Below are 23,519 nucleotides of genomic sequence, written 5' to 3'. Positions count from 1 at the left end.
TTCATTCTCCTGCCGGTTGCGCCGCAGAGGCGTCAGCCAAAACGCCGCCGTGCACCTGCAGCCAGTTGCCCACGCGCTCCGGCATCCCGCGCACATGCCCCGGTGGCAGTCCCAGCGGAAAGCCGACATGCCCGCCATGTGCCGGCTGCCACAGCGTGACGTGCCGCCCGACCTCGCCCGGCCCCGGAAGGCTCCGGGCCGGAATGAACGGATCGTTGAGCGCGTTCACCACCAGCGTGGGCACGCGGATCTGGCCCAGGTGCGGCTTGGACGAGCCCCGCGCCCAGTAGTCGTCGGCATTGCGAAACCCGTGCAGCGGCGCGGTGAACACGTCGTCGAAGGTGTAGAGGTCGCGCGCGGCCAGCAGCCGCTCGCGATCGAACAGGCCCGGGAACTGCGCCAGCTTGGCCATCGCCTTGGGCTTCATGGTCGCGAGGAACATGCGTGTGTAGACCAGCCGGTTGAAGCCGCGGCCGATCGCCTCGCCGCCTGCCGCAAGGTCGACCGGCGCGGACACCGAGGCCACCGCGCTGACCGAGGCACGGGCCGTGTCGCCCGCCTCGCAGGCCCAGCGCAGCAGCGCATTGCCGCCCAGCGAGACACCCGCGGCCAGCACCGGACCTCCGCCGTGAAGGACGTGCTGGTCGTGCATGCGCCGAAGGATCCAGCCGATCTCTTCGTAGTCCCCTGAGTGATAAGCCCGAGGCGCGAGGTTCATCTCGCCGCTGCAGCCCCTGAAATGCGGCACGGCAAAGGCCATGCCCTGCTCGGCCGCAAACGCGGCGAAGGCCTCCGCATAGTGGCTGCGCGACGAGCCTTCGAGCCCATGGAACAGCACCAGCAGCGGCCGCGGACCGGGCAGCGGCGCATCGATGAAATCGACGTCGATGAAGTCGCCGTCGGGCGCGTTCCAGCGCTCGCGGCGGTACACGGGCGCCACGCCGTCGAAGCGGCGCGCACAGAGCGCGGCCCAGATGGTCTGCAGGTTGCCGCCGGGCAGCCAGCGCGGCGCCGCATAGGCCATGGCCGAGCGAGAAAGGTTCAGGGGAGAAGAAGCGTCAGGAGGCATCAGTGAAGGGTCTGGGGCGGGTCGTTCGCGTCGTCGGGCTCGCGCGCGCTGCCCGGGCTCGCGTGGTGCGCCACCATGCGCCAGCCCTGCGCGGTCTTGTGATAGACGTTGGTGGCCAGCACGAAGGCATGGCGCGGGCCTTCGGCGGTGAGCACCTCGATGCGCTCCAGCACGTTGTGCACGGCGCTGGCGAGCGATTCGATCTTGCGCACCCGCGCCGGCTGGGCGTGGATCGCGCCGTTGCCGAACATCTGCTCGAACGCCGCGCGGATCGCGATGCTCCCCACCAGCCGCGGGCCGCCGGGGTGCACGCAGAACACCTCGTCTTCGTCGGCCCAGCAGGCCATCAGCGCGTCGATGTCGCCGCGCTGCAGCGCTTCGTAGAAAGCCGCCTCGACATCGTCGGCGGTGCCGCCGATGGCCGCGGCGGCACGGTGTGGGGTCTTGGGCATGGCGTGATTTTGCCGCGCCGTTCGTGACGCCGACGCTGCACCGCTTTGGTCCGGCCTGCACCGCGTCGCCGCAATTTTTTCGGTTCGCCTGCTCCACTTTGGACCAAATGGTCAAAACAAAAACGCCAAAAAACCATAACCTGTTGATTTGAAACGACTTATCCGGCTGGCACGCGCCATGCATAGGGCTCTGCAACCCCGCAACAGGAGCCCTTCATGAACGTCGGCATCTTCATTCCCATCGGCAACAACGGCTGGCTGCTTTCCGAAAACGCGCCGCAGTACAAGCCCAGTTTCGCGCTCAACAAGGAGATCACGCTGAAGGCCGAGCGCTACGGCGTCGACTTCGCGCTGTCGATGATCAAGCTGCGCGGCTTCGGCGGCAAGACCGAGTTCTGGGACCACAACCTGGAGTCCTTCACGCTCATGGCGGGGCTTGCGGCGGTCACGACGAAGATCAAGCTCTTCGCCACCGCCGCCTCGCTGGTGATGCCGCCGGCCATCGTCGCGCGCATGGCCTCGACCATCGATTCGATTTCCGGCGGCCGCTTCGGCCTGAACCTCGTCACCGGCTGGCAACGGCCCGAGTACTCGCAGATGGGCATGTGGCCCGGCGACCAGTTCTTCGGCACGCGCTACCAGTACCTGTCCGAATACATCCAGGTGCTGCGCGACCTCTGGGGCACCGGCAAGTCCGACTTCAAGGGCGACCACTTCCAGATGGACGACTGCCGCCTGAGCCCGCAGCCAGAGACCGACATGAAGGTGATCTGCGCCGGCCAGAGCGACGCGGGCATGGACTTCTCCGCGAAGTACGCCGACTACAACTTCTGCTTCGGCAAGGGCGTGAACACGCCCAAGGCCTTTGCGCCCGCGGCCGAGAAGCTCGTCGAGGCCACGCACAAGACCGGCCGCCACGTCACCACCTACGTGCTGATGATGGTGATCGCCGACGAAACCGACGAGGCCGCGCGCGCCAAGTGGGAACACTACAAGGCCGGCGCCGACCACGAGGCCATCGCATGGCTCGGCCAGCAGGGCGCGGCCGACACCAAGTCGGGCGCGGACACCAACGTGCGCCAGATGGCCGACCCGACCTCGGCGGTGAACATCAACATGGGCACGCTGGTCGGCTCCTACGAAACCGTCGCACGCCTGCTCGACGAAGTGGCCGAGGTGCCCGGCACCGAAGGCGTGCTGCTGACCTTCGACGATTTCGTGCAAGGCGTCGAGGCCTTCGGCGAACGCATCCAGCCGTTGATGAAGAGCCGCGCGCACGTGCAAAGCCCCGTGCCCTCGCAGGTCGAACCCGAGCGCCTTGCGGCCTGAAGAGAGGAGACGCGCATGACCACGCCCACGCCGAAGAACACCACGCTCACATCGACCACGCCCGTAGGCGCGCCGCGCCTGCCCGGTGCACCTGCACCACTGGTGCTGCCCGCACGCCCCGAGCCGCTGGCGCTGCACGCCAGCGACTGCGCACTCATCGTCGTCGACATGCAGAACGCCTACGCATCCATCGGCGGCTACGTCGACTCGGCCGGCTTCGACATCTCCGGCGCGCAGGGCACCATCGCCAACATCGCGCGCACCATCGCCGCCGCTCGCGCGGCCGGCATGCTGGTCGTGTTCCTGCAGAACGGCTGGGACGCGGCGTATGTCGAAGCGGGCGGCCCCGGCTCGCCCAACTGGCACAAGTCGAACGCGCTCAAGACCATGCGCGCCAAGCCCGAGCTGCAGGGCAAGTTCCTCGCCAAGGGCGGCTGGGACTACGAACTGATCGCCGAGATGAAGCCGCAGGCCGGCGACATCGTCGTGCCCAAGACGCGCTACAGCGGTTTCTTCAACAGCACGCTCGACAGCACCTTGCGCGCGCGCGGCATCCGCCATCTCGTGTTCACCGGCATCGCGACCAACGTGTGCGTCGAATCGACGCTGCGCGATGCGTTCCATCTCGAATATTTCGCGGTGATGCTGGAAGACGCGACGCACGAACTGGGCGGTGCGGCCATCCAGAAGGCCTCGGTCTACAACGTCGAGACCTTCTTCGGATGGGTCTCCACGGTGGACCAGTTCTGCAGCACCTTCGCGCCGGAAGTCGCCACTCAACCCGCAACGGCCGAAGCGGCCATCGCCTGATTCGTTTTCAAGGAGTCCTCGAATGCCCAAGCAAGCCATCATCCCGCCCGGCACCGGCGTGCCCCTGGCTCCCTACGTTCCCGGCGCGCTCGCCGACGGCGTGCTCTACGTCTCGGGCACCCTGCCCTTCGACAAGGACAACAACGTGGTCCACATCGGCGATGCGAGCGCGCAGGCGCGGCACGTGCTCACCACCATCCAGGGCGTGGTCGAGGCCGCGGGCGGCACCATGGACGACGTGACCTTCAACCAGATCATGCTGAAGGACTGGGCCGACTACGCGAAGATCAACGCGGTGTATGCCGAGTTCTTTCCCGGCACCAAGCCCGCGCGCTACTGCATCCAGTGCGGCCTCGTGAAGCCCGATGCGTTGATCGAGATCGCCTCGATCGCGCACGTCGGCAAGAAGGCCTGAGTCGCATGACGTCGCTGCACTACGAGGTGCACGGGCCGGCCGATGCAGCGGCCACCGTGCTGCTGTCGTCGGGCCTGGGCGGCTCGGCCGGCTTCTGGCAGCCGCAGCTCGGCGCGCTGGTCGATGCGGGCCATCGCGTCATCGCCTACGACCAGCGCGGCACGGGCCGCAGCCCCGTCGCGCTGCCCGAGGCGTATGCCATTGCGCACATGGCGCGCGACGTGATCGGGATCCTCGATGCCACCGGCACCGCGCAATGCCACTTCGCAGGCCATGCGCTCGGCGGCCTGGTCGGGCTGCAGCTCGCGCTCGACGAACCATCGCGCGTCGTGAGCCTCGTGCTCGTCAACGCATGGTCGAAACCGAACCCGCATTCGGCGCGCTGCTTCGATGCACGGCTCGCGCTGCTCGGCGCGCTCGGTCCACGCGCGTATGTGGAAGCCCAGCCGATCTTCCTGTACCCCGCCGCCTGGTGCGCCGAACACGCACAACGCGTGGCCGATGAAGTCGACCACGCCTTCGCGCATTTCCCGGGCGAAGCCAACATGCGTGCACGCATCGCCGCGCTGCGTGCCTTCGACATCGATGCGCGCCTGGCCGACATCGCCGTGCCCACCCTAATCGCAGCTGCGAAGGACGACGTGCTCGTCCCCTGGACCTGCTCGCAGCGGCTGGCCGATGGCCTGCACGACGTGACGCTCGACTTCGTCTCGCACGGCGGCCACGCCCACAGCGTGACCGAAGCGCCCGCCTTCAACCGCAGCCTGCTCGACTTTCTCGCGCGGGTCAGCACACCCGCAGTTCCCGCATGACCTCCTCGCAGATCCTGGAAGACGCGGCGCTCGCGCTTCTTTTCACCAGCGCGCGCAGCCACAACGGATGGACCGGCGAGCCCGTGTCCGATGCCCAGCTGCAGCGCATCTACGCCCTGGCCAGCCTGGGGCCGACCTCGGCCAACTGCTCGCCCGCGCGCTTCGTCTTCGTGCGCACGCCAGAGGGCAAGGAGCGCCTCGCGCCCGCACTCTCCAAGGGCAATCTCGACAAGACCATGTCGGCACCCGTCACCGTGATCGCCGCGTGGGACTGCAAGTTCTACGACAAGCTCCCCACGCTGTTCCCGCACGGCGATGCGCGCAGCTGGTTCACCGGCAGCCCCGAAGCCGCACACGAAACTGCTTTCCGCAATGCGAGCCTGCAGGCCGGCTACCTGCTGCTCGCCGCGCGCGCGGTGGGGCTGGACGCCGGCCCGATGTCGGGCTTCGACAAGGCGAAGGTCGATGCCGCGTTCTTCGAAGGCACCGACTGGACCACCAACTTCCTCATCAATCTCGGCCACGGCGATGCGTCGAAGGTGTTCGGCCGCCTGCCGCGCCTGCCCTTCGACGAAGCCTGCATCCTGGCCTGAAGCCTCAGGAGTCCTCCATGCTGAACGTCATTGCGTCCCACGTCCCGCCGAGCGGCCCACTGCCGGCGCTGCCGGCGCTGCCCAAGGCCGATTACCGCAACGCGATGGCGCGGCTGGGCGCGGCGGTGAACATCATCACGACCGACGGTCCCGCGGGCCGCGCCGGCTTCACCGCATCGGCCGTGTGCAGCGTGACCGACGAGCCGCCGATGCTGCTCGTGTGCCTGAACCGCTCGGCCTCGGTGTACCCCGCGTTCACCGCCAACGGCGTGCTGTGCGTGAACGTGCTGGCCGCGGGCCACCAGGCGCTCTCGGGCCTGTTCGGCGGCAAGACACCGATGGACGAGCGCTTCGCCGCCGGCCGCTGGAGCCGCAAGGCCACCGGCTCGCCGGTGCTCGACGATGCGGCCGCGTCATTCGACTGCCGCGTGGTGAGCGCCACCAGCGCCGGCACGCACGACGTGCTGTTCTGCGAAGCGGTGGCGATCGCCATTGGTGGTGCGGCACAGAGCCTCATCTACTTCGACCGGCGCTATCACGAGATCGCCGCGCCGCCGCACTGAGTCAACGCACGGTGATGCCCTGGAGAACGATGCGCTGCACGTTCTCCACCGTCTGCTCGAAGAACGCCGCGTCGTCCAGCGTGTGCCCCGACAGCGCATGCACCTGCACACCGAAATCGGCGTAGTGCTGCGTGATCGCCCACAGCGCGAAGATCAGGTGATGCGGATCGACAGGCGCGAGCTTGCCGGCCTCGACCCAGGCGCGAATCACCTCCGACTTGCGCTCCACCAGCGTGCGCAACTCACGGTCGAGTTCATCGCGCAGCAACGGCGCGCCCTGGATCATTTCGAGGCAGAACAGGCGCGATGCATCGGGCCGGTCGCGCGAGATCACGAGCTTGCGGCGGATGTAGTCGCCGATGGCTTCGCCCGGGTCCTGCTCGGCGCTGAAGCCGCGCAGCGGTTCGAGCCACACCGCGAGCAGGTCGCGCAGCACGTTGACGTACAGCTCCTCCTTGTTCGCGAAGTAATAGAGCAGGTTGCTCTTGGACACATCGGCGCGCGCCGCCACCTGGTCGATCGAGGTGCCGTGCAGCCCGAAGCGCGAGAAGAGGCCCAGCGCAGCGCCGAGGATCGCGCTGCGCTTGTCCTCGATCTGGCGCAGGCGCCGGCTCACGGCGGATGCGCTGCGCACCGCGGGTTTCGCGCGCTTGCGCGCCGGGCTCTTGTCGGTGCTGCTGCTGGCTGCTGCCAGCGCCTTGGTCTTCGGCATCTTCCCTCGCTCTTCATGTACGGATTGCAGGTTCTTCTGAACGGCGCACCACTGTAAGGCCGCGGTGCATCGCGTTGCGCCACGGCGGCTTGCGAGCCCCCGTGGCGCGCACCATGCTGACGCGACAAATGCGATTTGTCCATTTGGTCCAACTGGCACAGACGTTGCATGGCGAAAGGCATGCCACGCACGAGGACCCGCCCATGACCCTGCTGTCCGTACCCATCATCGATCTCGCGCCCTACTTCGCCGGCACGCCCGAAGGCAAGGCGCAGATCGCGCAGAAAGTCGACGAGGCCTGCCGCAGCATCGGCTTCCTGGTCATCACCAACCACGGCATCCCGCCCGGGCTGGTGTCGCGCGTGTCGTCGCTCTCGCGCGAATTCTTCAACATGCCGCTGGCCGAAAAGCGCAAGGTCGATCGCCCGCGCGAAGACGCGGTGCGCGGCTACAGCGCCGTCGGCGAAGAGGGCCTCTCGTACAGCCTGGAAGAAGCGGCGCCCGGCGACCTGAAGGAGTCGTTCTCCATCGGCCCCTCGAACGTGCCCGACGACGACTACCACCACGGCCCCGCCGCCGGCCCCCACTTCGAGCCCAACAGCTGGCCGCCCATCGACGGTTTCCGCGAAGCTTACGAAGGCTACTTCGAGGCGATGAGCGACCTCTCGCGTTCGCTGATGCGCATCTTCGCGCTCGGCCTGGAACTGCCCGAAACCTTTTTCGACGACAAGATCGACGAGCACATCAGCATGTTCCGCGTGCTGAGCTATCCGCCGCAGCGCGAAGCGCCGCTGCCCGGCCAGTTGCGCGCCGGCGCGCACAGCGACTACGGCAGCCTCACCATCGTGCTGCCCGACGACAAGGGCCTGCAGGTCTTCAACAAGGCGGGCCAGTGGGTCGACGTGCCGCAGGTCGAGGGCGGCATGGTCGTCAACATCGCCGACCTCATGATGCAGTGGACCAACGACCTGTGGGTGTCCACGCTGCACCGCGTGGTCAACCCGCCGTTCGAAGTGGCGAGCACCAACCGCCGGCAGTCGCTGGTGTTCTTCCATCAGCCGAACTACGACGCGATGGTCGAGTGCCTGCCGAGCTGCCTCGCGCCGGGCGAAGCGCCGAAGTACGCGCCCATTTCGTCGGGCGACCATCTCACCTCGAAGTTCGTGAAGCAGACGACCTTCGGCGGCACCAAGGCGACGGCCTGAGCCGAAGCCCGACATGGCCCATCTCTCCTACGTCAACGTGTTCGCCAAGGACGTGGTCGCGCTCAGCGGCTTCTACCAGCGCGTGTTCGGCTTCCCGGAGATCGAAGCGATCCGCTCGCCGATCTTCAGGGGCCTGGACACCGGCAAGTCGAGCCTGGGCTTCAACGCCCTGGACGCCTACGAACTGCTGCACCTTGCCGAGTTCTCCGAAACGCGCGGCGTGAAGTTCCTGCTGAACATCGACGTCGACAGCCAGGCCGACGTCGACCGCATGGTGCCCGTCGCGATCGAAGCCGGCGCCACGTTGATCAAGCCGCCCTACGTCACCTACTACAACTGGTACCAGTCCGTGCTGCTGGACCCCGAAGGCAACGTGTTCCGCATCAACTTCATGATGTGACGCGCGCGGCATCTGCTTTGGTTTTTCTTCCGTCACTTTCCATGCTTCCCACGAAAGGTTGCTCCATGCTGCGCACACCCACCACCGGCCGTCCCGGCTTTCACGGCTTTCACGGCTTTCTCGGCCTTGCACTGACGCTGGCAGCCGGCGGCGCCTTCTTCGTCACGCTGCCCGCCCTGGCGGCCGACGGCTTCACCCTGAAGGACAAGCCGAAGATCGCGATGCTCTACTTTGGCCCGAAGAACGACGGCGGCTGGACGCAGGCCTTCGACGAAGCGCGCGTGAAGATCGAGAAGGAGATCGGCCAGAAGATCCAGTTCGTCGAGAACGTGCCCGAAGACGCCTCGGCCATCAAGCCCGCGGCAGAGAAGTTCATCCAGCGCGGCGCCAACATCGTGATCGGCACCGCCTTCGGCTACTCCGACAGCTTCAAGGACCTGGCCGCCAAGTACCCCGACGTGGCCTTCCTGAACGGCTCGGGCACCACCAACGGCAGCAACCTCGAATCGTTCTACGGCCGCACCTACGAGAGCCAGTACCTCTGCGGCATGGCCGCGGGCGCGGCATCGAAGACCGGCAAGCTCGGCTTCGTCGCGGCCAACCCCTTCGGCGTGGTGAACTGGACCATCAACGCCTTCGCGCTCGGCGCGCAGAAGATGAACCCCAACGCCACCGTCAACGTGATCTACACGGGCGCGTGGAACGACCCCATCAAGGAGCGCGCCGCCGCCGCCGCGCTGATCGACCAGGGCGCCGACGTGATCGGCCAGCACGTGGACAGCCCCACGCCGCAGATCGTGGCGCAGGAGCGCGGCGTGTACGGCACCGGCCACCACCGCGACCTGCGCCAGTTCGCGCCCAAGGCGACGCTGTGCTCGTCGGTGTGGGTGTGGGACCGGTTCTTGACGCCCGAACTGAAGAAGGTGATGGCCGGCGGCTGGAAGCCCGCGCCCTACGGCGCCTTCATCGAGATGAAGGACGGCGGCACCGACATCGCGGGCTTCGGCCCCGCGGTGCCCAAGGACAAGACTGCGGCGATCACGGCGGAACGCGAAGCGATCCTCAAGGGCAAGCAGATCTACGCGGGGCCCTTGGCCGACCGCGACGGCAAGGAGCGCGTGGTCAAGGGCGCGGTGCTGTCGGACGCCGACCTCTGGAAGATGGACTGGTTCGTCAAGGGCGTGGTGACGCAGAAGTAAGCAGGGAAAGAGAGAGAGAGAGAAACCGGCATGCCCAACGCGCTGGAACTCACCGGCATCCGCAAGACCTTCGACGGTTTCGCGGCCCTCACCGACGCGCACTTCGCCGCACGCTGGGGCGAAGTGCATGCGCTGCTCGGCGAGAACGGCGCGGGCAAGTCTTCGCTGATGAACATCGCGGCCGGGCTCTACGCGCCCGAGGCCGGGCAACTGCTGGTGGACGACAACGTGGTGCGCCTGGCCGGTCCGCGCGATGCGGCGAAGCACCGCATCGGCATGGTTCACCAGCACTTCAAGCTGGTGCGGCCGTTCACGGTGGCGCAGAACATCTTGCTCACCGCGCCGCCGCCGGCCGAGTTTCAAAGCCATGGAGAGCGGCTGCGCGAGATTTCGCGCGACATCCGCAACAAGGCGTCGGAGCTGGGCTTCGACATCGATCCTTCGAAGCGCATCGACGCGCTCTCGATTGCCGAGCAGCAGCGCGTCGAGATCCTCAAGGTGCTGCTCGCGGGTGCGCGCATCCTCATCCTGGACGAGCCCACCGCGGTGCTGACCGACCAGGAGGCCGCGCGCCTGTTGCAGACGGTGCAGGGGCTCGCGCGCAGCGGCTCCGCCGTGGTGCTGGTCACGCACAAGATGGCCGATGTGAAGACGTATGCCGATCGCGTGACGGTGATGCGCGGCGGCCGCACGGTGGCGACGCTGGAGCCGGGTGCGACGTCGGTAGGCGAACTCGTGAAGCTCACGGTGGGTGAATCCGTTGCCGCACCTTCGTCGCAACCGGCCACTTCGCCGCGCGGTGCCGTGCGCCTGTCGGTGCGCGGCCTGCGCTCGCCCGCTTCGCCGCAGGGCCGCCGCGTGCTCGACGGTGTCGATCTCGAACTGCATGCGGGCGAGATCTACGGCCTGGCCGGTGTCGGCGGCAATGGCCAGAGCGAACTGGCCGGCGCCATCATGGGCCTGCCCGATATTGGCGCCAGCCTAGAAGGCGAGATGCATCTGGAAGGCCACGGCGATCTCAAGACCATGTCCGCCCCGGCGCGCCGAAACGTCGGCATTGCCGCAATCCCGGCCGACCGCTACGGGCTCGCGCTCGCAGGCGGTCTCTCGGTTGCAGAGAACTACGCCATCGGCCGCGTGCACAGCGGGCGCTACGGTCCCGTGTGGCACCTGCGCCGCAACCGCATCCAGGCCGACACGCAGGAAGCCGTGCGCGCTTTCGACGTGCAGGGCGTGCGCTCGGTGGCACAGAAGGCCGCGCTGCTCTCGGGCGGCAATGCGCAAAAACTCGTGCTCGCGCGCGAGTTCGGCAAGTCGCCCACGCTGGTGCTCGCGCACAGCCCGAGCCGCGGGCTGGACGTGCGTGCCAGCGCCGAGGTGCATGCACGCCTGCGCGCCGCGCGCGACGGCGGCGCCGCGGTGCTGCTGATCAGCGAAGACCTCGACGAGGTGCTGCAGTTGGCCGACCGCGTGGGCGTGATGACGCGCGGGCGCATTGCCGGCGAGTTCGCGCAGCCGGCCGACCGGCAGGCCATCGGCCAGGCGATGGTGGACCATGGCTGACGCATCCCTCGCTGCCATGGTGCATCCCCCGAAGACCGATCCGAAGACACCCGCAGCCGTGCGCGCGCCGCAACCGCTCGCGAGCCGCCGCTACACGCTGGAGATCCGCCAGCACATGGCGTGGCGCTGGCAGGCGCTGATCCTTGCGATCGCACTGCTGGTGGGCTTTGCGATTTCCGCCGCGATCCTCGTGGCGGCGGGCGTGCCGGCCGACGAACTTGCCAACGAGTTCGTGATGCAGACCTTCTTCGACGGGCAGAACTTTCGCGCCGTGCTGTTCCAGGCCGCGCCGATGATCCTCGTCGGTCTCGCGGGCTCGATGGCCTTTCGCGCGCGCTTCTGGAACCTCGGGCTCGAAGGCCAGATGATCTGGGGCGCGATCGGCGCCACGGCAGTATCGATGTGGCAGGTCGGGCCCGAGAGCCTGCGCCTGCCGCTGATGTTCGTCGCCGCCATCGGCTGCGGGCTGCTATGGGTGCTGGGGCCCGCATGGCTCAAGCTGAAGCTGGGCGTGAACGAGATCATCTCGACGCTGATGCTCAACTACATGGCGGCCAACTTCCTGCTGCATCTGGTCTACGGCAACTGGAAGGACCCGAAGGACAACTTCCCCTACTCGCCGCAGTTCCGTGCGTTCGAGCGGCTCCCCGAACTGGGCGCGGGCGTGGGAAGCGCGATCCTGCTTGCCGGCGTCGTCGCGCTGCTCGCGTGGTGGCTGGTGGGCGTGAGCCGCGCGGGGCTCTACCTGCGCTTCGTCGATGCGAACCCGCGCGTGGCGCATGCGGCCGGCGTGCCGGTGCGCCGCACCATCTACGGCGCCGTGCTGCTGTCGGGTGCGATGGCGGGCCTTGCGGGCTTCGCGGTGGCCTCGGGGCAGGAAGGAAGGCTCACGCAGGCCTTCTACCAGGGCTATGGCTTCTCGGGCATCCTCATCGCCTTCCTTGCGCGCAACAACCCGCTGGCGGCCGCCGTGGTGGCGCTGCTGGTCGCGGCACTGTTCGTCACCGGCCGCAGCCTGCAGGTGTTCTACCAGGTGCCTTTCTCGATGGTGCAGCTGATCCAGGCGGTGATCGTGGTGTGCGTGGCATCGAGCGATTTCTTCATTCGCCACCGGCTGCGCCGTGTGGGCGCGGAGGCTGCGTGATGGGTGGCGGCATCGTTCTCAACTGGCTCGCCAGCACGCCCGACTTTGCGGTGCCCTACGCGCTCGCGGCGCTGGGCCTGATCATCAGCGAGCGCGCGGGCGTGCTCTCGCTCGGCGCCGAAGGATTGATGCTGGTCGGCGCGCTGGCCGGCATCGGCGCGCAGCTGGCGCTCGGGCAGCCGGCGGTGTCGCTGGTGCTTGCGATGCTCGCGGCCAGCCTGGTCTCCGTGCTGTTCGCGGTGATGGTGATCTGGCTGCGCGTGAACCAGGTGATCGCCGGCCTCGCGCTGGTGTTTTTCTGCCAGGGCCTCACGGCGCTGGTCGGCTCGACGGCCGACTGGACCAACCATGCGACCGAGGGCATCGGCGCGATGGCGCTCTGGCCGTTGTCGCTGCTGCCCGGCGTGGGCAGGCTCTTCGAGCAGAACGCGATGGTGTGGCTCACGCTGCCGATCTTCGGCGCGGTGGCCTGGTTCTTCGCGCGCACGTCCACGGGCCTGCGCCTGCGCGCGGTCGGCGAGAACCCGCAGGCGGCCGATGCGGCGGGCATTCGCGTTACCGCATGGCGCTTCGCCGCGGTGCTCGCGGGTTCTGCGCTGGTCGGGCTGGCGGGCGCGTACATCTCCGTGGTCAGCACCAAGCTGTGGATCGCGGGCATGACCGGCGGACGCGGATGGATCGCGGTGGGCCTGGTGATCTTCGCGCGCTGGTCGCCCTGGAAGGCGTTCGCGGGCGCGCTGCTGTTCGGCTGCATCGAGGCGCTGATCCCGCAGCTGGCCGCGGCCGGCGTGCAGCTGCCGCAGTACTTCGTGATGATGACGCCGTATGCCGTCACGCTCGGCGTGATGGTCTGGGTCGCGCTCGGGCGGCGCAGCGGCGACGACGAGCCCGGTGCGCTGGGCCAACCCTACGTGAGAGAAGAACGCCGATGAAGGCCTGGGTCTACAACGAGGAACGCGAGCTCGATGCGGCGCAGTTCGCCGACTACCTGAACCCCGCCACCACCGCGGTCGTCTCCATCGACATGCACCGCGGGCACCTGGACGACAGCCCCGACTGCCCGTGCCCCGCGCCGCGGGCGCGCGACGTGGTGGCGCCGATCGACAGTTTTCATGACCAGGTGCGCGCGCTGGGCGTGCGCATCGTGCACATCAAGTCGGTGCTGCGGCCTGGCGGCGAAGACGACATCCATGGCATTCCGGCGGCGTGGCGACGTACCTTCCCGCTGCATGTGGGCGACATTCCGAATGCCGACGCGCACGCCATCGAAGGCTCGCGCTGGACCGAATGGGTCACGCGCGTAGAGCCCGGCGACATGCGCGTGGACACCAAGCGCCGGCTCTCGGCCTTCTATCCGACCGACCTGGACTTTCTGTTGCGCAACCAGCGCATCGAGACGGTCGTGCTCGACGGCGGCTTCACCGACTGCTGCGTGCTCAACACCGCCTTCGACGCCAACAACCACAACTACCGCGTGATCGTGCTGCGCGACCTGGTGCGCGGCACCGATGCGCACCTGGAGAGCGCCGCGCTCGCCATGGTGTCGCTGCACCTGGGGCTGGTGCTCGATTCGGCGGAGATGCTGCGCCAGTGGCGCGGCTGATGCGCTAGCTCAACCAGCGCTGCGCCACGGCCTGCATCTGCTGGCCCTGCGAGGCCTCCCACACCATTTCAGGTGCGGCCACGTGCACGCCCGCCGGCGCGATGCGCAGCGCGATGTCGACGAGTTCCGCCACCTTGGACGCGCGCACCGGCTGCTCGCTGCTGGGCACCATGAAGCGCACGACCGACAGCATCCAGGCGGCCAGCCTTTCCGCGGGGTTGGCGAACTTCGCGTTCAGGGGCTTGCGCGCCGAGCGCACGAGGATCACCCGGTCGAAGCCGTTGGCGACCACCGCCTGCTCGTCCAGGCTCGCCAGGCCGCGCTTGAGCGCCTCGGGCAATTTGCCCTGGTCGTGCGGCTGCACGATGGCCAGCGTCTGCACGCCGCAGGCGCGCAGCCACTGCGCGAGCGCAGGCAGGTCGGAAGGCTGCGGCACCCACAGCGCACGCTCGCGGTCGTGATAGAGCCGGGGCGGATCGAAGGCGATGACCGCGGCGTCGGCCGATGTCAGCGGCCATTGGGCGATCGGCAGGCCGGGGCAAAGATAAGTCTGGACGCCGCGCAACCCGTCGCGGATCGGCTCGCGCGACAGCACGCGGGCATGGGCAAAACGATGGCGGCCGGCCAGCTTTCGGAGCAGCTCCTGCCCCAGGGCGCCCGTCGCACCCGCGATCAGCAACGTGCCGGCGTTCGCCGCATGGGTGGGCGATACCGCACGGTTCGCGGCCTGCAGTGCCTGTAGGGGATCGAGGGTCATGGAGCCACCTATGCTACCTTCCGCTTCTTCTCGCGGAGGTAATGCAAATGATGATGAAGCGCTGGCTCTTGATTCTCGCGGCGGTCCTGTCCCTGAGCGGATGCGGCTACAACCAGTTCCAGTCTCTCGACGAGGCCAGCAAATCGGCCTGGAGCGAGGTGCTCAACCAGTACCAGCGGCGCGCCGACCTGGTGCCCAACATCGTGGCCACCGTCAAGGGCGAGGCCAGCTTCGAGCAGGACACGCTCACCAAGGTGATCGAGGCGCGCGCCAAGGCCACCTCGATCCAGGTGACGCCTGAAACCCTCAACAACCCCGAGGCCTTCAACAAGTTCCAGCAGGCGCAGGGCGAGCTCTCCTCGGCGCTCTCGCGCCTGATGGTGGTGTCCGAGCGCTACCCCGAGCTGAAGGCCAACCAGGCCTTTCGCGACCTGCGCGTGACGCTGGAAGGCACCGAGAACCGCATCACCGTGGCGCGCAACCGCTACATCGAGACCGTGCAGGAGTACAACGTGCTCGCGCGCAGTTTCCCCACCAACATCACGGCCAAGATCTTCAGCTACGCGCCCAAGCCCAACTTCTCGGTGCAGAACGAAGCGCAGATCTCGACGCCGCCGACCGTCGACTTCAGCGCACCGAAGAAGTAGCACGCCCCCGGTCTTCGTGCACTTCGTGTCACTTCGCCAACCCCCTCGCCGGGGGCAGCACCTGCGGCCGGGCAAAGCCCGTCCGGCGGTGCTCCTGGAACGGTTCGCGCGCCTGACGAGGCCGCTGTGGGTGGCCTTCCTGCTGATGACGCTGGGCATGGCCGGCGCCTTCGCGCAGGGCCTGCTGCCCGTGCCCACGCTCACCGCGCGCGTGATCGACCAGACCGGCACGCTCGATGCCGCGCAGCGCTCGGGCCTCGAAACCAAGCTCGCGGCGTTCGAAGCTCGCAAGGGCTCGCAGATCGTGGTGCTGATGGTGCCGACCACCCAGCCCGAAGACATCGCCAGCTACGCGCAGCGCGTGGGCGACGCCTGGAAGATCGGCCGCAAGGACGTGGGCGACGGCCTCCTCGTGATCGTCGCCAAGGACGACCGCAAGATGCGCATCGCCACGGCCAAGGCGCTCGAAGGCGCGGTGCCCGACCTGGCGGCCGTGCGCATCATCGACGAGGAGATGAAGCCGCGCTTTCGCAACAACGACTTCGCGGGCGGGCTGAATGCGGCAGTGGACCGGCTCATCGGCCTGGTCGACGGCGAGCCGCTGCCCGAGCCCTCGCGCAACAGCGGCGGCAGCAGTTCGGGCGGCGACTTCGACTGGGAGAACCTCGCGATCTTCCTGTTCGTCGGCGTCTTCGTCGGCGCGCCGATCGTGCGCGCCATCCTGGGCAAGACGCTGGGCTCGGTCGTCATGGGCGGGGGCATCGGCGCGGTCGCGTTCTTTCTCACGACCAGCACGGTCATCGCGGTGATCGCCGGGCTGATCGCACTCATGGTCTCGCTGTTCACCGGTCTTGCCGGGTTCGGTGGTGGCCGCGGCGGCGGAGGCGGTGGTGGCTGGAGCAGCGGCGGTGGCGGCGGATGGAGTGGAGGCGGCGGGGGTGGTGGCGGCGGCTTCAGTTCCGGCGGCGGTGGCAATTTCGGCGGCGGCGGCGCCTCGGGAGACTGGTGAACATGGCAACTGCAGAACCGACGCTCTTCTCGAAGCTGGGCCGCATCTGGCGCCACCGGTGGACCGACGAAGCCGCGGTGCGCCGCGTGCTGCCCAACGACGCGATGGAACGGCTCGCCAGCCGCGTGGCCGCGAGCGAGCGACGCCACAGCGGCGAGATCCGCATCTGCGTCGAGGCGGGCCTTCCGATGTCGTACCTCTGGCGCCATGCGCCGCCCAGGGAACGCGCCGTCACGCTGTTCGGCAAGCTGCGCGTGTGGGACACCGAGCACAACAACGGCGTGCTGGTCTACCTGCTGCTGGCCGAGCACGCGATCGAGATCGTGGCCGACCGCGGCATCGATTCGCGCGTGGACGATGCCGAATGGGCCGCGATGGCGCAGCGCATGGGCGCGGCATTCCGCGAAGGCCGCTTCGAGGACGGGCTCACGCAGGCGCTGGAAGAAATGTCGGCCCTGCTGGTCGCGCACTTTCCGCTGGCCGAGGACGAGGCCGACACGAACGAGTTGCCCGACGAGCCCGTGGTGCTCTGACTTTCTCCCTTCCCCTCCGGAGGAGGGCCGGGGCGGGGGCAGGCGGCGTAACCATCAAGCGCTCTGCCTGCCCCCATCCCAACCTTCCCCCAAAGGGGGAAGGAGCCAGATCCTTCAATTCACCGGCGGCAGCGCCCACACGCTCTCGCCGCCCACCGCGTAGAAGCGCCGCTCCGGCGCCGCCTCCATCAACCAGCCGCCTGTGAACTCCCCGAAGGCGGGCAGCACGGCCTGCCGCGCATCGCTCACGAAACAGGGCAGCCGCACGCTGTCGCGCCCCGGTCCGTAGAGCCTGCATGCGGGATGCAGGTGCCCCGCGAGCACGAAATGCGTGGCATGCGATTGCGGATGGTGGCAGCAGGCGAACGGGCCGAGCAGGAAGGGCTCGTCGACCACCTCGATGCCCAGCGCGGCCGGCGGATCGCCCGCGCGGCTGTCGTGATTGCCGCGCACCAGCGTCATGGCCACGCCCGCGTGCGTGGCGCGCCAGGCTTCGAGCGCGGCCAGCACCTGCGGCGTGCGGGCCTGCGCCGCGTGCAGGAAATCGCCGAGGAAGACGATGCGCCCGGGCGCGTGCGTGCCAATCAAGGCATCGAGCCGCACCAGGTTCTCCTGCGTGGTGCCGCCCGGCACGGGCTGGCCCAGCGCGCGGTAGGTCGCGGCCTTGCCGATGTGCAGGTCGGCGATGAACAGCACCCGCGCACCGGGCCACCAGAGCGCGCGCTCGGGCAGCAGGTGCAGCAGCTCGCCGGCCCACTGGACAGCGAGCGCAGGCGGGGTAAGGTGCGAAGAGGTCACGGCCAAGGAGTGTCGCAAAAGACGCCCGGCCCGACGGCCACCTTGCAATTCAACCGTGCGAGCCCCAGTTTTCCCGTATGACCGAATCGCCCCCGAAGCTCATCGTCTGCCCGCACTGCCACACCACCAACCGCGTGCGCGCGGAGCAGCTGGGCAATGCGCCCGATTGCGGCAGTTGCCACAAAGCGCTGTTCGCCGGCCATTCGACCGCGCTGCCCGACGAAAAGACCTTCGACCGCCACATCGCGCGCAACGAGATCCCGGTGCTGGTCGACTTCTGGGCGCCGTGGTGCGGCCCCTGCCGCCAGATGGCGCCGGGCTACGAGCAGGCCGCGGCCCAGCTCGAACCCCACGTGCGCCTGGCCAAGGTCGACACCGAGGCCGTGCCCGCGCTCGGCGCGCGCTTCAACATCCGCAGCATCCCGACGCTGGCCCTCTTCCGCGGCGGCCGCGAGGTGGCGCGGCAGGCCGGCGCGATGGGCGCGGCGGACATCGTGCGGTGGGTGAAGGCGCACGGCGGCTGATCCCCTTCGATCCCCGCTGGTGATGGCTACAGCGGCGGCAGGGGTCTCGAGGGCCGCCTGCGCTCGCGCCGCGGCTTGGGCGGCTTGCCCGGCCCCTCCTGCCCGAACGCCAGCGTGTTCTTCACTCGCTCCACACCGCCGGCCGTGACCACGCCGCCCGCGGCCTTCTCCAGCTGCTCGACCATGCGCGCGATGCGGTCGGCCACGTTCTCGTTCGACAGCTTCTCGCGGAACAGCTCGACCATCAGCGGAAACGAAAACGGCGTCGGCCGCTCCAGCGGCTTCAGCACGAGCTGCTGCGTGGCCATGCGCTCCAGGCTCGCGCGCAGGCGCCCGATCTCCAGCTCCTGCGACAGCAGTTCCTGCTCGGCCTGGAGCAGCAATCTGTTCGATGGGTCGTACTTGCGGAACACCTCCCAGAACAACGAAGACGACGCCTGCAGTTGCCGGCTGCTGCGCTTCTCGCCCGGATAGCCCTGGAAGATCAGCCCCGAGACACGCGCGATCTCGCGAAAGCGCCGCTGCGCCAGTTCGCCCGCGTTGAGCGAGGCCAGCACCTCGTGCAGCAGCACGGCACGCGCATCCATGTCGCCCTCGCCTTCCGGCAGGCGCAGCACCTGCGGCAGCAGCGTGGGCCAATCCACCTCGGTCGCGCTCAGCAGCTCGAAGCCGTAGTCGTTGACCGCGATGGAAAAGGTGCGCGCCTCGTGCTGCGCCACGCGCCAGGCCAGCAGGCTCGCAAGGCCCAGATGCACATGCCGGCCCGCGAACGGATACAGGAAAAGGTGCGAGCCCTCGCGCGTCGTCAGCGTCTCGGCGAGCAGCGTCTGCGGCGTCGGCAGCGCGGACCACTGCTGCTGGATTTCGAGCAGCGGCCGCACGCACTGCAGCTCGGGCGAGCTGTAATGCCCCTCGCCCGCCAGCGCGAGCTGCTGCACCACCGCATCGGCCAGCGTGTTCGACAGCGGCATGCGCCCGCCGTTCCAGCGCGGCACCGCGGCGCGCTTGCCGGTGGCGCGCCGCACCCAGGCCGTCATGTCGTGGATGCGCACGAGTTCGAGCAGCCGGCCGCCGAAGAGGAAGCAATCACCGGGCTTCATGCGCGCAACGAATCCCTCTTCGACGCTGCCGATCTTCGCGCCGCCCAGGTACTGCACCGCCATGCTCGCATCGCTCACGATGGTGCCGATGTTCATGCGATGACGGCGCGCGAGCCGCGCATCGGGCACGCGCCACACGCCCTCTGCATCGGGCACCGCGCGCTTGTAGTCCGGGTACACGGCGAGCGACGGGCCGCCTTGCGAGACGAAGTCGAGGCACCACTGCCAGCTCTCGCGCGAGAGCGCTTCGTAGGCGGCCGTGCCACGCACCTCGTCGTAGAGGTCGTCGGGCACGAAGCCGCCGCCGAGCGCCACCGTCACCAGGTGCTGCACCAGCACGTCGAGTGGCTGGTCGGGCGAATGGCGTGCCTCGATGTGCCCCTCTGCAATCGCCGTGCGCGCGGCCGCCCCCTCCACCATCTCGATGCTGTGCGTGGGCACGAGCGTGATGCGCGACGGCCGCCCCGGCGCATGGCCCGAGCGGCCCGCGCGCTGCAGCAGCCGCGCCACGCCCTTGGGCGAGCCGATCTGCAGCACGCGCTCGACCGGCAGGAAGTCCACGCCCAGGTCCAGGCTCGAGGTGCAGACAACCGCCTTGAGCTCGCCGCTCTTCAACCCCAGCTCGACCCATTCGCGCACCTCGCGGTCGAGCGAGCCGTGGTGCAGCGCGATGGTGCCCGCCCACTCGGGCTTCGCCTCGAGCATCGCCTGGTACCAGATCTCGGCCTGCGAACGCGTGTTGGTGAAGACCAGCGTGGTGCTGCTCGCGGCGATCTCCTCGATCACCTGCGGCAGCATCGTGAGGCCCAGGTGCCCGCCCCACGGAAAGCGTTCGGCGCGGCCGGGCAGCAGCGAGTCGATGACGAGCTTCTTGGGCACCTGGCCCTGCACGAGCACCCCGTCTTCATGGCCCAGCAGCGAATGCATCGCCTCCTGCAGGTTGCCGAGCGTGGCCGACATGCCCCAGGTCGCGAGCCCCGGGTTCCATCGCTTGAGCCGCGCGAGCGCCAGCTGCACCTGCACGCCGCGCTTGTTGCCGAGCAGCTCGTGCCACTCGTCGACCACCACCATCTTCACGCGGCCCAGCACGTCGCTGGCATCGGCGCGTGCGAGCAGCAGCGACAGGCTTTCGGGCGTGGTGACGAGCACGGTCGGCAGCCGCTCGTTCTGCGCGCTGCGCTCGGCCGACGAGGTATCGCCGCTGCGCGCGCCGGCGCTCCACGGATGCACCTCGGCGCCCAGGGCTTCGAGCGGCTGCTTCAGCGCGCGCAACGTGTCGGCCGCGAGTGCGCGCATGGGCGTGAGCCAGAGCACGGTGAGCGGCGGGGCCGCGGGCCGCGCGGTTTCCTTGCGCGCCTGTGAGAAAACCTGCAGCGCGCCGAGCCACACCGCATAGGTCTTGCCCGCGCCGGTGGTGGCATGCAGCATGCCCGACTTGCCTTCGGCAACGGCCTTCCACACGTCGCGTTGAAACTTGAAGGGCTTCCACCCGCGCGAGACGAACCACGCATCCAGCGCAGCCTTGACCGCCTTGTTCATGACGGCAGCAGCGCAGCCAGCGTCTGCAGCGTGTCGGCTTCCGCCACCGGCTTGTCCTCGCGCCAGCGCAGCATGCGCGGAAAGCGCACCGCGATGCCGCTCTTGTGCCGCGTGCTGCGCGCGATGCCCTCGAAGCCCAGCTCGAACACCAGCGTCGGCTTGACGCTCTTGACCGGGCCGAAGCTCTCGACGGTGGTCTTGCGGATGATCGCGTCCACGCGCGTCATCTCGGCATCGGTGAGCCCTGAATAGGCCTTGGCGAACGGCACGAGCTTGCGGTCTTCCTGCTCGGGCGGGCCGTCCCATACGGCGAAGGTGTAGTCGCTGAACAGGCTCGCGCGGCGGCCGTGCCCACGCTGCGCGTAGATGAGCACGGCGTCGATGCTGAGCGGATCGATCTTCCACTTCCACCACACGCCCACGTCCTTGGTGCGGCCCACGCCGTACTGCGCGTCGCGGCGCTTGAGCATCATCCCTTCGACGCCCATCGTTCGCGCGGCTTCGCGCTGGCGGGCGAGGTCGATCCAGTCGAGGCCGGTGAGCATCGGGCTCGGCAGCAGCGACGGGTGCTGCATGCGTGTGACGAGTTCATCGAGCAGCACGCGGCGCGCCGACTGCGGCTCTGCGCGCAGGTCGCGCCCTTCCCATTCGAGGAGGTCGTAGGCCAGCAGCACCACGGGGATGTCGCGCAGCAGCTTGGCGCCGAGTGTCTTGCGGCCGATGCGCTTCTGCAGTTCGGCGAAGGGCTGCACCTTGCCTTCGCCGTCCGGTGAAGTCTCGTCCTTGCGCCACACGGCGATCTCGCCGTCGAGCACCGTGCCGTCGGGCAGCGCCTCGCCGAGCACCGCGAGTTCGGGAAAGCGATCGGTCACCAGCTCTTCGCCGCGCGACCACAGCCACACCACGCCCGCACGCTTGACGAGCTGCGCGCGGATGCCGTCCCACTTCCACTCGACGATCCAGTCGGCCGGCGGCCCCAGCACCGCATCGAACTGCGCGAGCGGAATGTTGAACGGGTGCGCGAGGAAGAAGGGGTACGGCTGCCCGCTGGTCTTTTGCACCTGCTCCGAGTCGGACTCCGGTGCGATCAGCGCGGCGTAGTCGCCCGCCCGCGGACGCGCACCGATGTGCGTGTAGCCCATGAGCCGCTGCGCGACGCGCTTGGCATCGATGCCGCCCACGGCCGCGAGCGCCTGCGTGACCTGCAGCTTCGACACGCCGACGCGGAACGCGCCCGTGATGAGCTTGAAGTACACCAGCCGCTCTTCGGCCGCGAGCTGACGCCACTGGGCGCGCAGCCGGTCCGCCAGTTCTTCCGGCGCAGTCTTTGCGGCTTCGCGCAGCGGCAACAGGTGCTCTTCGACCCAGGCCGCGAGCCCGAGGTCGTGCGCCTCGCTCGGCGGTGGCAGCAGGAGTGCGATGGTCTCGGCGAGGTCGCCGACGGCGTCGTAGCTTTCGTCGAACAGCCACTCGGGCAGGCCTGCAGCTTCCTGCGCGAGCAGGCGCAGCAGCTTGGTGGGCACGAGCTGGCGCGGCTTGCCGCCTGCGAGGAAATAGACGGCCCACGCGGCATCGGCCGCGTCGGCGTCGCGCAGGTAACGCTGCAATGCCGCCTGCTTCACCAGGTTCGACGTGCTCGCGTCGAGTTCGCGGTAGAGCGCGGCGAAGTCCTTCACTTCGCGTCCTCCTCGGCGGCGGGCGCCGCGGCCGGCGTTTCCTGCTCGTCCTCATCGCCGTACTCGGTCTTGAAGCCCTGCGCGTCGAGCCCGTTCTCCGTCAGCCAGCGCACCATCACCTGCACGCTGCCGTGCGTCACGAACACGCGCTCGGCGCCGGTGCCCGCAATGGCCTGCTGCAGGCCGGGCCAGTCGGCATGGTCGGACATGACGAAGCCCCGGTCCACGCCGCGGCGCCGGCGCGTGCCGCGCAATTGCATCCAGCCGCTCGCGAAGGCGTCGGCGTAGTTGCCGAAACGCTTCATCCACGGCGTGCCCTGCGCGGACGGCGGCGCAAGCACCAGCGCGCGCTTCAGCAGCGCCGCATCGACGCCCGGATCGGTGACGCGCACGGTCTCCGGCAACGCCACGCCGGCCGCGCGGTACACCGCGTTGAGCGGCTCGACCGCGCCGTGCACGACGATCGGCCCGATCGACGCATCGACCCCGTGCAGGATGCGCTGCGCCTTGCCGAAGGCATAGCAGAACAGCACCGAGGCGCGGCCGGCCTGCGCATTGGCGCGCCACCACGCATCGATCTGCGCGAACAGCACGGCCTGCGTCGGCCAGCGGTAGATCGGCAAGCCGAAGGTCGACTCGGTGATGAAGGTGTCGCAGGGCACGGGCTCGAAGGGCGTGCAGGTGCCGTCGGGCTCGGTCTTGTAGTCGCCGGAAGCCACCCACACGCGCCCGCCGTGTTCGAGCCGCACCTGCGCCGAGCCCAGCACGTGGCCGGCCGGGTGCAGCGAGAGGCGCACGCCGTGGTGCTCGATGGCTTCGCCATAGGCGAGCGTCTGCAGGTCGATGTCCGCCCCGAGCCGCGTGCGCAGCGTGCCGGCGCTGTCGGTGTGCGCGAGGTAGTGCGCGTGCCCGATGCGGGCGTGGTCGGAATGCGCATGCGTGATGACCGCGCGCGCCACCGGCCGCCATGGGTCGATGTAGAAATCGCCGGGCGGGCAATACAGGCCCTCGGGCCGGGCGACGACGAGATCCAGCTTGTCGGGCATGGCCGCCATCGTAGGCCCGGC

General features: G+C 68.8%; 25 protein-coding genes. 17 read left to right on the top strand and 8 right to left on the bottom strand.

All coding sequences use genetic code 11. The annotated features are described in order from the left end of the window. Position 1: 1 nt before the first annotated feature. Positions 2-1,024 (bottom strand): YheT family hydrolase, encoded by a 1,023-nt coding sequence (locus tag BM133_RS32885; protein WP_093443505.1) that lies wholly within the window; start codon positions 1,022-1,024, stop codon positions 2-4. Positions 1,025-1,068: 44 nt separating this feature from the next. Further along, entirely contained in the window at positions 1,069-1,521 is a 453-nt protein-coding gene (locus tag BM133_RS32880) for a YybH family protein (protein WP_093443503.1), read from the bottom strand. Positions 1,522-1,737: 216 nt separating this feature from the next. On the opposite strand from BM133_RS32880, the gene rutA reads away from it, so the two are divergent. Genes rutA through rutF form a run of 6 tightly spaced genes read left to right on the top strand, consistent with a single transcriptional unit; the run spans position 1,738 to position 6,043 of the window. Beyond that, entirely contained in the window at positions 1,738-2,850 is a 1,113-nt protein-coding gene (gene rutA / locus BM133_RS32875) for a pyrimidine utilization protein A (RefSeq protein ID WP_093443500.1), read from the top strand. A gap of 15 nt (positions 2,851-2,865) precedes the next feature. Continuing rightward, positions 2,866-3,660, top strand: coding sequence for a pyrimidine utilization protein B (rutB, locus tag BM133_RS32870; protein WP_093443498.1), 795 nt, complete (start codon positions 2,866-2,868; stop codon positions 3,658-3,660). A gap of 22 nt (positions 3,661-3,682) precedes the next feature. After that, positions 3,683-4,075, top strand: coding sequence for a pyrimidine utilization protein C (rutC, locus tag BM133_RS32865; protein ID WP_093443496.1), 393 nt, complete (start codon positions 3,683-3,685; stop codon positions 4,073-4,075). 5 nt (positions 4,076-4,080) lie between these two features. Continuing rightward, positions 4,081-4,887 (top strand): pyrimidine utilization protein D, encoded by an 807-nt coding sequence (gene rutD, locus BM133_RS32860; protein WP_093443494.1) that lies wholly within the window; start codon positions 4,081-4,083, stop codon positions 4,885-4,887. Beyond that, the gene (locus BM133_RS32855; RefSeq protein ID WP_093443492.1) at positions 4,884-5,480 is read left to right on the top strand and encodes a malonic semialdehyde reductase; all 597 of its coding nucleotides are present in this window, start codon (positions 4,884-4,886) and stop codon (positions 5,478-5,480) included. The genes rutD and BM133_RS32855 overlap by 4 nt, the downstream gene beginning before the upstream one ends. Before the next feature lie 17 nt (positions 5,481-5,497). Further along, the gene (gene rutF, locus BM133_RS32850) at positions 5,498-6,043 is read left to right on the top strand and encodes an NADH-dependent FMN reductase RutF (protein ID WP_093443490.1); all 546 of its coding nucleotides are present in this window, start codon (positions 5,498-5,500) and stop codon (positions 6,041-6,043) included. A gap of 1 nt (position 6,044) precedes the next feature. Here the strand turns inward: rutF and rutR are convergent, their stop codons facing one another. Beyond that, positions 6,045-6,755 (bottom strand): HTH-type transcriptional regulator RutR, encoded by a 711-nt coding sequence (rutR, locus tag BM133_RS32845; RefSeq protein WP_093443488.1) that lies wholly within the window; start codon positions 6,753-6,755, stop codon positions 6,045-6,047. A gap of 203 nt (positions 6,756-6,958) precedes the next feature. Here rutR and BM133_RS32840 point away from each other — a divergent pair, with 203 nt between their 5' ends. The 7 genes from BM133_RS32840 to BM133_RS32810 all read left to right on the top strand — a co-directional run bounded on the left by BM133_RS32840 (position 6,959) and on the right by BM133_RS32810 (position 13,869). After that, on the top strand, positions 6,959-7,960 hold the full coding sequence (locus tag BM133_RS32840; protein WP_093443630.1) for an isopenicillin N synthase family dioxygenase: 1,002 nt from the start codon (positions 6,959-6,961) through the stop codon (positions 7,958-7,960). Positions 7,961-7,973: 13 nt separating this feature from the next. Beyond that, positions 7,974-8,360 carry a VOC family protein gene (locus BM133_RS32835; RefSeq protein ID WP_093443486.1) on the top strand — a complete coding sequence of 129 codons (387 nt, stop codon included), beginning with the start codon at positions 7,974-7,976 and terminating at the stop codon, positions 8,358-8,360. A gap of 65 nt (positions 8,361-8,425) precedes the next feature. After that, positions 8,426-9,559, top strand: a complete 1,134-nt coding sequence (locus BM133_RS32830; protein WP_093443484.1) for a BMP family ABC transporter substrate-binding protein — start codon at positions 8,426-8,428, stop codon at positions 9,557-9,559. Between the two features lie 30 nt (positions 9,560-9,589). Further along, positions 9,590-11,122 carry an ABC transporter ATP-binding protein gene (locus BM133_RS32825; protein ID WP_093443482.1) on the top strand — a complete coding sequence of 511 codons (1,533 nt, stop codon included), beginning with the start codon at positions 9,590-9,592 and terminating at the stop codon, positions 11,120-11,122. Next, entirely contained in the window at positions 11,115-12,266 is a 1,152-nt protein-coding gene (locus BM133_RS32820) for an ABC transporter permease (RefSeq protein ID WP_218158424.1), read from the top strand. Before BM133_RS32825 ends, BM133_RS32820 begins: the two co-directional genes overlap by 8 nt. Continuing rightward, positions 12,266-13,198, top strand: coding sequence for an ABC transporter permease (locus tag BM133_RS32815; protein WP_093443628.1), 933 nt, complete (start codon positions 12,266-12,268; stop codon positions 13,196-13,198). Before BM133_RS32820 ends, BM133_RS32815 begins: the two co-directional genes overlap by 1 nt. Further along, the gene (locus BM133_RS32810) at positions 13,195-13,869 is read left to right on the top strand and encodes a cysteine hydrolase family protein (protein ID WP_093443479.1); all 675 of its coding nucleotides are present in this window, start codon (positions 13,195-13,197) and stop codon (positions 13,867-13,869) included. Before BM133_RS32815 ends, BM133_RS32810 begins: the two co-directional genes overlap by 4 nt. Positions 13,870-13,873: 4 nt before the next feature. Here the strand turns inward: BM133_RS32810 and BM133_RS32805 are convergent, their stop codons facing one another. Further along, on the bottom strand, positions 13,874-14,626 hold the full coding sequence (locus BM133_RS32805) for a hypothetical protein (RefSeq protein ID WP_093443478.1): 753 nt from the start codon (positions 14,624-14,626) through the stop codon (positions 13,874-13,876). A 47-nt stretch (positions 14,627-14,673) separates the two neighbouring features. Here BM133_RS32805 and BM133_RS32800 point away from each other — a divergent pair, with 47 nt between their 5' ends. From BM133_RS32800 to BM133_RS32790, 3 genes are all read left to right on the top strand, one after another. Continuing rightward, complete coding sequence (locus BM133_RS32800) at positions 14,674-15,273, top strand: LemA family protein (RefSeq protein WP_371286380.1); 600 nt, start codon at positions 14,674-14,676, stop codon at positions 15,271-15,273. A gap of 145 nt (positions 15,274-15,418) precedes the next feature. Further along, positions 15,419-16,282 (top strand): TPM domain-containing protein, encoded by an 864-nt coding sequence (locus tag BM133_RS32795; protein ID WP_177225025.1) that lies wholly within the window; start codon positions 15,419-15,421, stop codon positions 16,280-16,282. 2 nt (positions 16,283-16,284) lie between these two features. Beyond that, the gene (locus BM133_RS32790; RefSeq protein WP_093443476.1) at positions 16,285-16,815 is read left to right on the top strand and encodes a TPM domain-containing protein; all 531 of its coding nucleotides are present in this window, start codon (positions 16,285-16,287) and stop codon (positions 16,813-16,815) included. A 114-nt stretch (positions 16,816-16,929) separates the two neighbouring features. Here the strand turns inward: BM133_RS32790 and pdeM are convergent, their stop codons facing one another. Further along, positions 16,930-17,613, bottom strand: coding sequence for a ligase-associated DNA damage response endonuclease PdeM (gene pdeM / locus BM133_RS32785; protein ID WP_093443622.1), 684 nt, complete (start codon positions 17,611-17,613; stop codon positions 16,930-16,932). A 77-nt stretch (positions 17,614-17,690) separates the two neighbouring features. Here pdeM and trxC point away from each other — a divergent pair, with 77 nt between their 5' ends. Next, the gene (gene trxC / locus BM133_RS32780; RefSeq protein WP_093443474.1) at positions 17,691-18,137 is read left to right on the top strand and encodes a thioredoxin TrxC; all 447 of its coding nucleotides are present in this window, start codon (positions 17,691-17,693) and stop codon (positions 18,135-18,137) included. Between the two features lie 26 nt (positions 18,138-18,163). Here the strand turns inward: trxC and BM133_RS32775 are convergent, their stop codons facing one another. From BM133_RS32775 to BM133_RS32765, 3 genes are read right to left on the bottom strand one after another with little or no spacing between them, the layout of a single operon-like run. Next, entirely contained in the window at positions 18,164-20,776 is a 2,613-nt protein-coding gene (locus BM133_RS32775) for a ligase-associated DNA damage response DEXH box helicase (RefSeq protein ID WP_093443472.1), read from the bottom strand. Then, positions 20,773-22,452, bottom strand: coding sequence for an ATP-dependent DNA ligase (locus tag BM133_RS32770; RefSeq protein WP_093443470.1), 1,680 nt, complete (start codon positions 22,450-22,452; stop codon positions 20,773-20,775). The genes BM133_RS32775 and BM133_RS32770 overlap by 4 nt, the downstream gene beginning before the upstream one ends. Next, complete coding sequence (locus BM133_RS32765) at positions 22,449-23,507, bottom strand: ligase-associated DNA damage response exonuclease (protein ID WP_371286379.1); 1,059 nt, start codon at positions 23,505-23,507, stop codon at positions 22,449-22,451. Before BM133_RS32765 ends, BM133_RS32770 begins: the two co-directional genes overlap by 4 nt. Positions 23,508-23,519 lie beyond the last annotated feature (12 nt).

The sequence above is a fragment of the Variovorax sp. 770b2 genome (genome assembly GCF_900115685.1).
Taxonomy (GTDB): domain Bacteria; phylum Pseudomonadota; class Gammaproteobacteria; order Burkholderiales; family Burkholderiaceae_C; genus Variovorax.
The sequence above is the reverse complement of the archived record's forward strand: the minus strand, read 5'-3'. Positions and strand labels throughout refer to the sequence as shown.

Excerpts from the sequence above, each read along its gene's own strand:
- rutD (WP_093443494.1), top strand. The coding sequence starts at position 4,081 with ATGACGTCGCTGCACTACGAGGTGCACGGGCCGGCCGATGCAGCGGCC.
- rutF (WP_093443490.1), top strand. The coding sequence starts at position 5,498 with ATGCTGAACGTCATTGCGTCCCACGTCCCGCCGAGCGGCCCACTGCCG.
- BM133_RS32815 (WP_093443628.1), top strand. The coding sequence starts at position 12,266 with ATGGGTGGCGGCATCGTTCTCAACTGGCTCGCCAGCACGCCCGACTTT.
- BM133_RS32830 (WP_093443484.1), top strand. The coding sequence starts at position 8,426 with ATGCTGCGCACACCCACCACCGGCCGTCCCGGCTTTCACGGCTTTCAC.
- BM133_RS32825 (WP_093443482.1), top strand. The coding sequence starts at position 9,590 with ATGCCCAACGCGCTGGAACTCACCGGCATCCGCAAGACCTTCGACGGT.
- BM133_RS32795 (WP_177225025.1), top strand. The coding sequence starts at position 15,419 with ATGACGCTGGGCATGGCCGGCGCCTTCGCGCAGGGCCTGCTGCCCGTG.
- BM133_RS32800 (WP_371286380.1), top strand. The coding sequence starts at position 14,674 with ATGATGATGAAGCGCTGGCTCTTGATTCTCGCGGCGGTCCTGTCCCTG.
- BM133_RS32810 (WP_093443479.1), top strand. The coding sequence starts at position 13,195 with ATGAAGGCCTGGGTCTACAACGAGGAACGCGAGCTCGATGCGGCGCAG.
- BM133_RS32790 (WP_093443476.1), top strand. The coding sequence starts at position 16,285 with ATGGCAACTGCAGAACCGACGCTCTTCTCGAAGCTGGGCCGCATCTGG.
- rutA (WP_093443500.1), top strand. The coding sequence starts at position 1,738 with ATGAACGTCGGCATCTTCATTCCCATCGGCAACAACGGCTGGCTGCTT.
- BM133_RS32880 (WP_093443503.1), bottom strand. The coding sequence starts at position 1,521 with ATGCCCAAGACCCCACACCGTGCCGCCGCGGCCATCGGCGGCACCGCC.
- BM133_RS32775 (WP_093443472.1), bottom strand. The coding sequence starts at position 20,776 with ATGAACAAGGCGGTCAAGGCTGCGCTGGATGCGTGGTTCGTCTCGCGC.
- trxC (WP_093443474.1), top strand. The coding sequence starts at position 17,691 with ATGACCGAATCGCCCCCGAAGCTCATCGTCTGCCCGCACTGCCACACC.
- BM133_RS32805 (WP_093443478.1), bottom strand. The coding sequence starts at position 14,626 with ATGACCCTCGATCCCCTACAGGCACTGCAGGCCGCGAACCGTGCGGTA.
- BM133_RS32855 (WP_093443492.1), top strand. The coding sequence starts at position 4,884 with ATGACCTCCTCGCAGATCCTGGAAGACGCGGCGCTCGCGCTTCTTTTC.
- rutC (WP_093443496.1), top strand. The coding sequence starts at position 3,683 with ATGCCCAAGCAAGCCATCATCCCGCCCGGCACCGGCGTGCCCCTGGCT.
- BM133_RS32885 (WP_093443505.1), bottom strand. The coding sequence starts at position 1,024 with ATGGCCTATGCGGCGCCGCGCTGGCTGCCCGGCGGCAACCTGCAGACC.
- rutR (WP_093443488.1), bottom strand. The coding sequence starts at position 6,755 with ATGCCGAAGACCAAGGCGCTGGCAGCAGCCAGCAGCAGCACCGACAAG.
- BM133_RS32835 (WP_093443486.1), top strand. The coding sequence starts at position 7,974 with ATGGCCCATCTCTCCTACGTCAACGTGTTCGCCAAGGACGTGGTCGCG.
- BM133_RS32840 (WP_093443630.1), top strand. The coding sequence starts at position 6,959 with ATGACCCTGCTGTCCGTACCCATCATCGATCTCGCGCCCTACTTCGCC.
- BM133_RS32765 (WP_371286379.1), bottom strand. The coding sequence starts at position 23,507 with ATGGCGGCCATGCCCGACAAGCTGGATCTCGTCGTCGCCCGGCCCGAG.
- BM133_RS32820 (WP_218158424.1), top strand. The coding sequence starts at position 11,115 with ATGGCTGACGCATCCCTCGCTGCCATGGTGCATCCCCCGAAGACCGAT.
- rutB (WP_093443498.1), top strand. The coding sequence starts at position 2,866 with ATGACCACGCCCACGCCGAAGAACACCACGCTCACATCGACCACGCCC.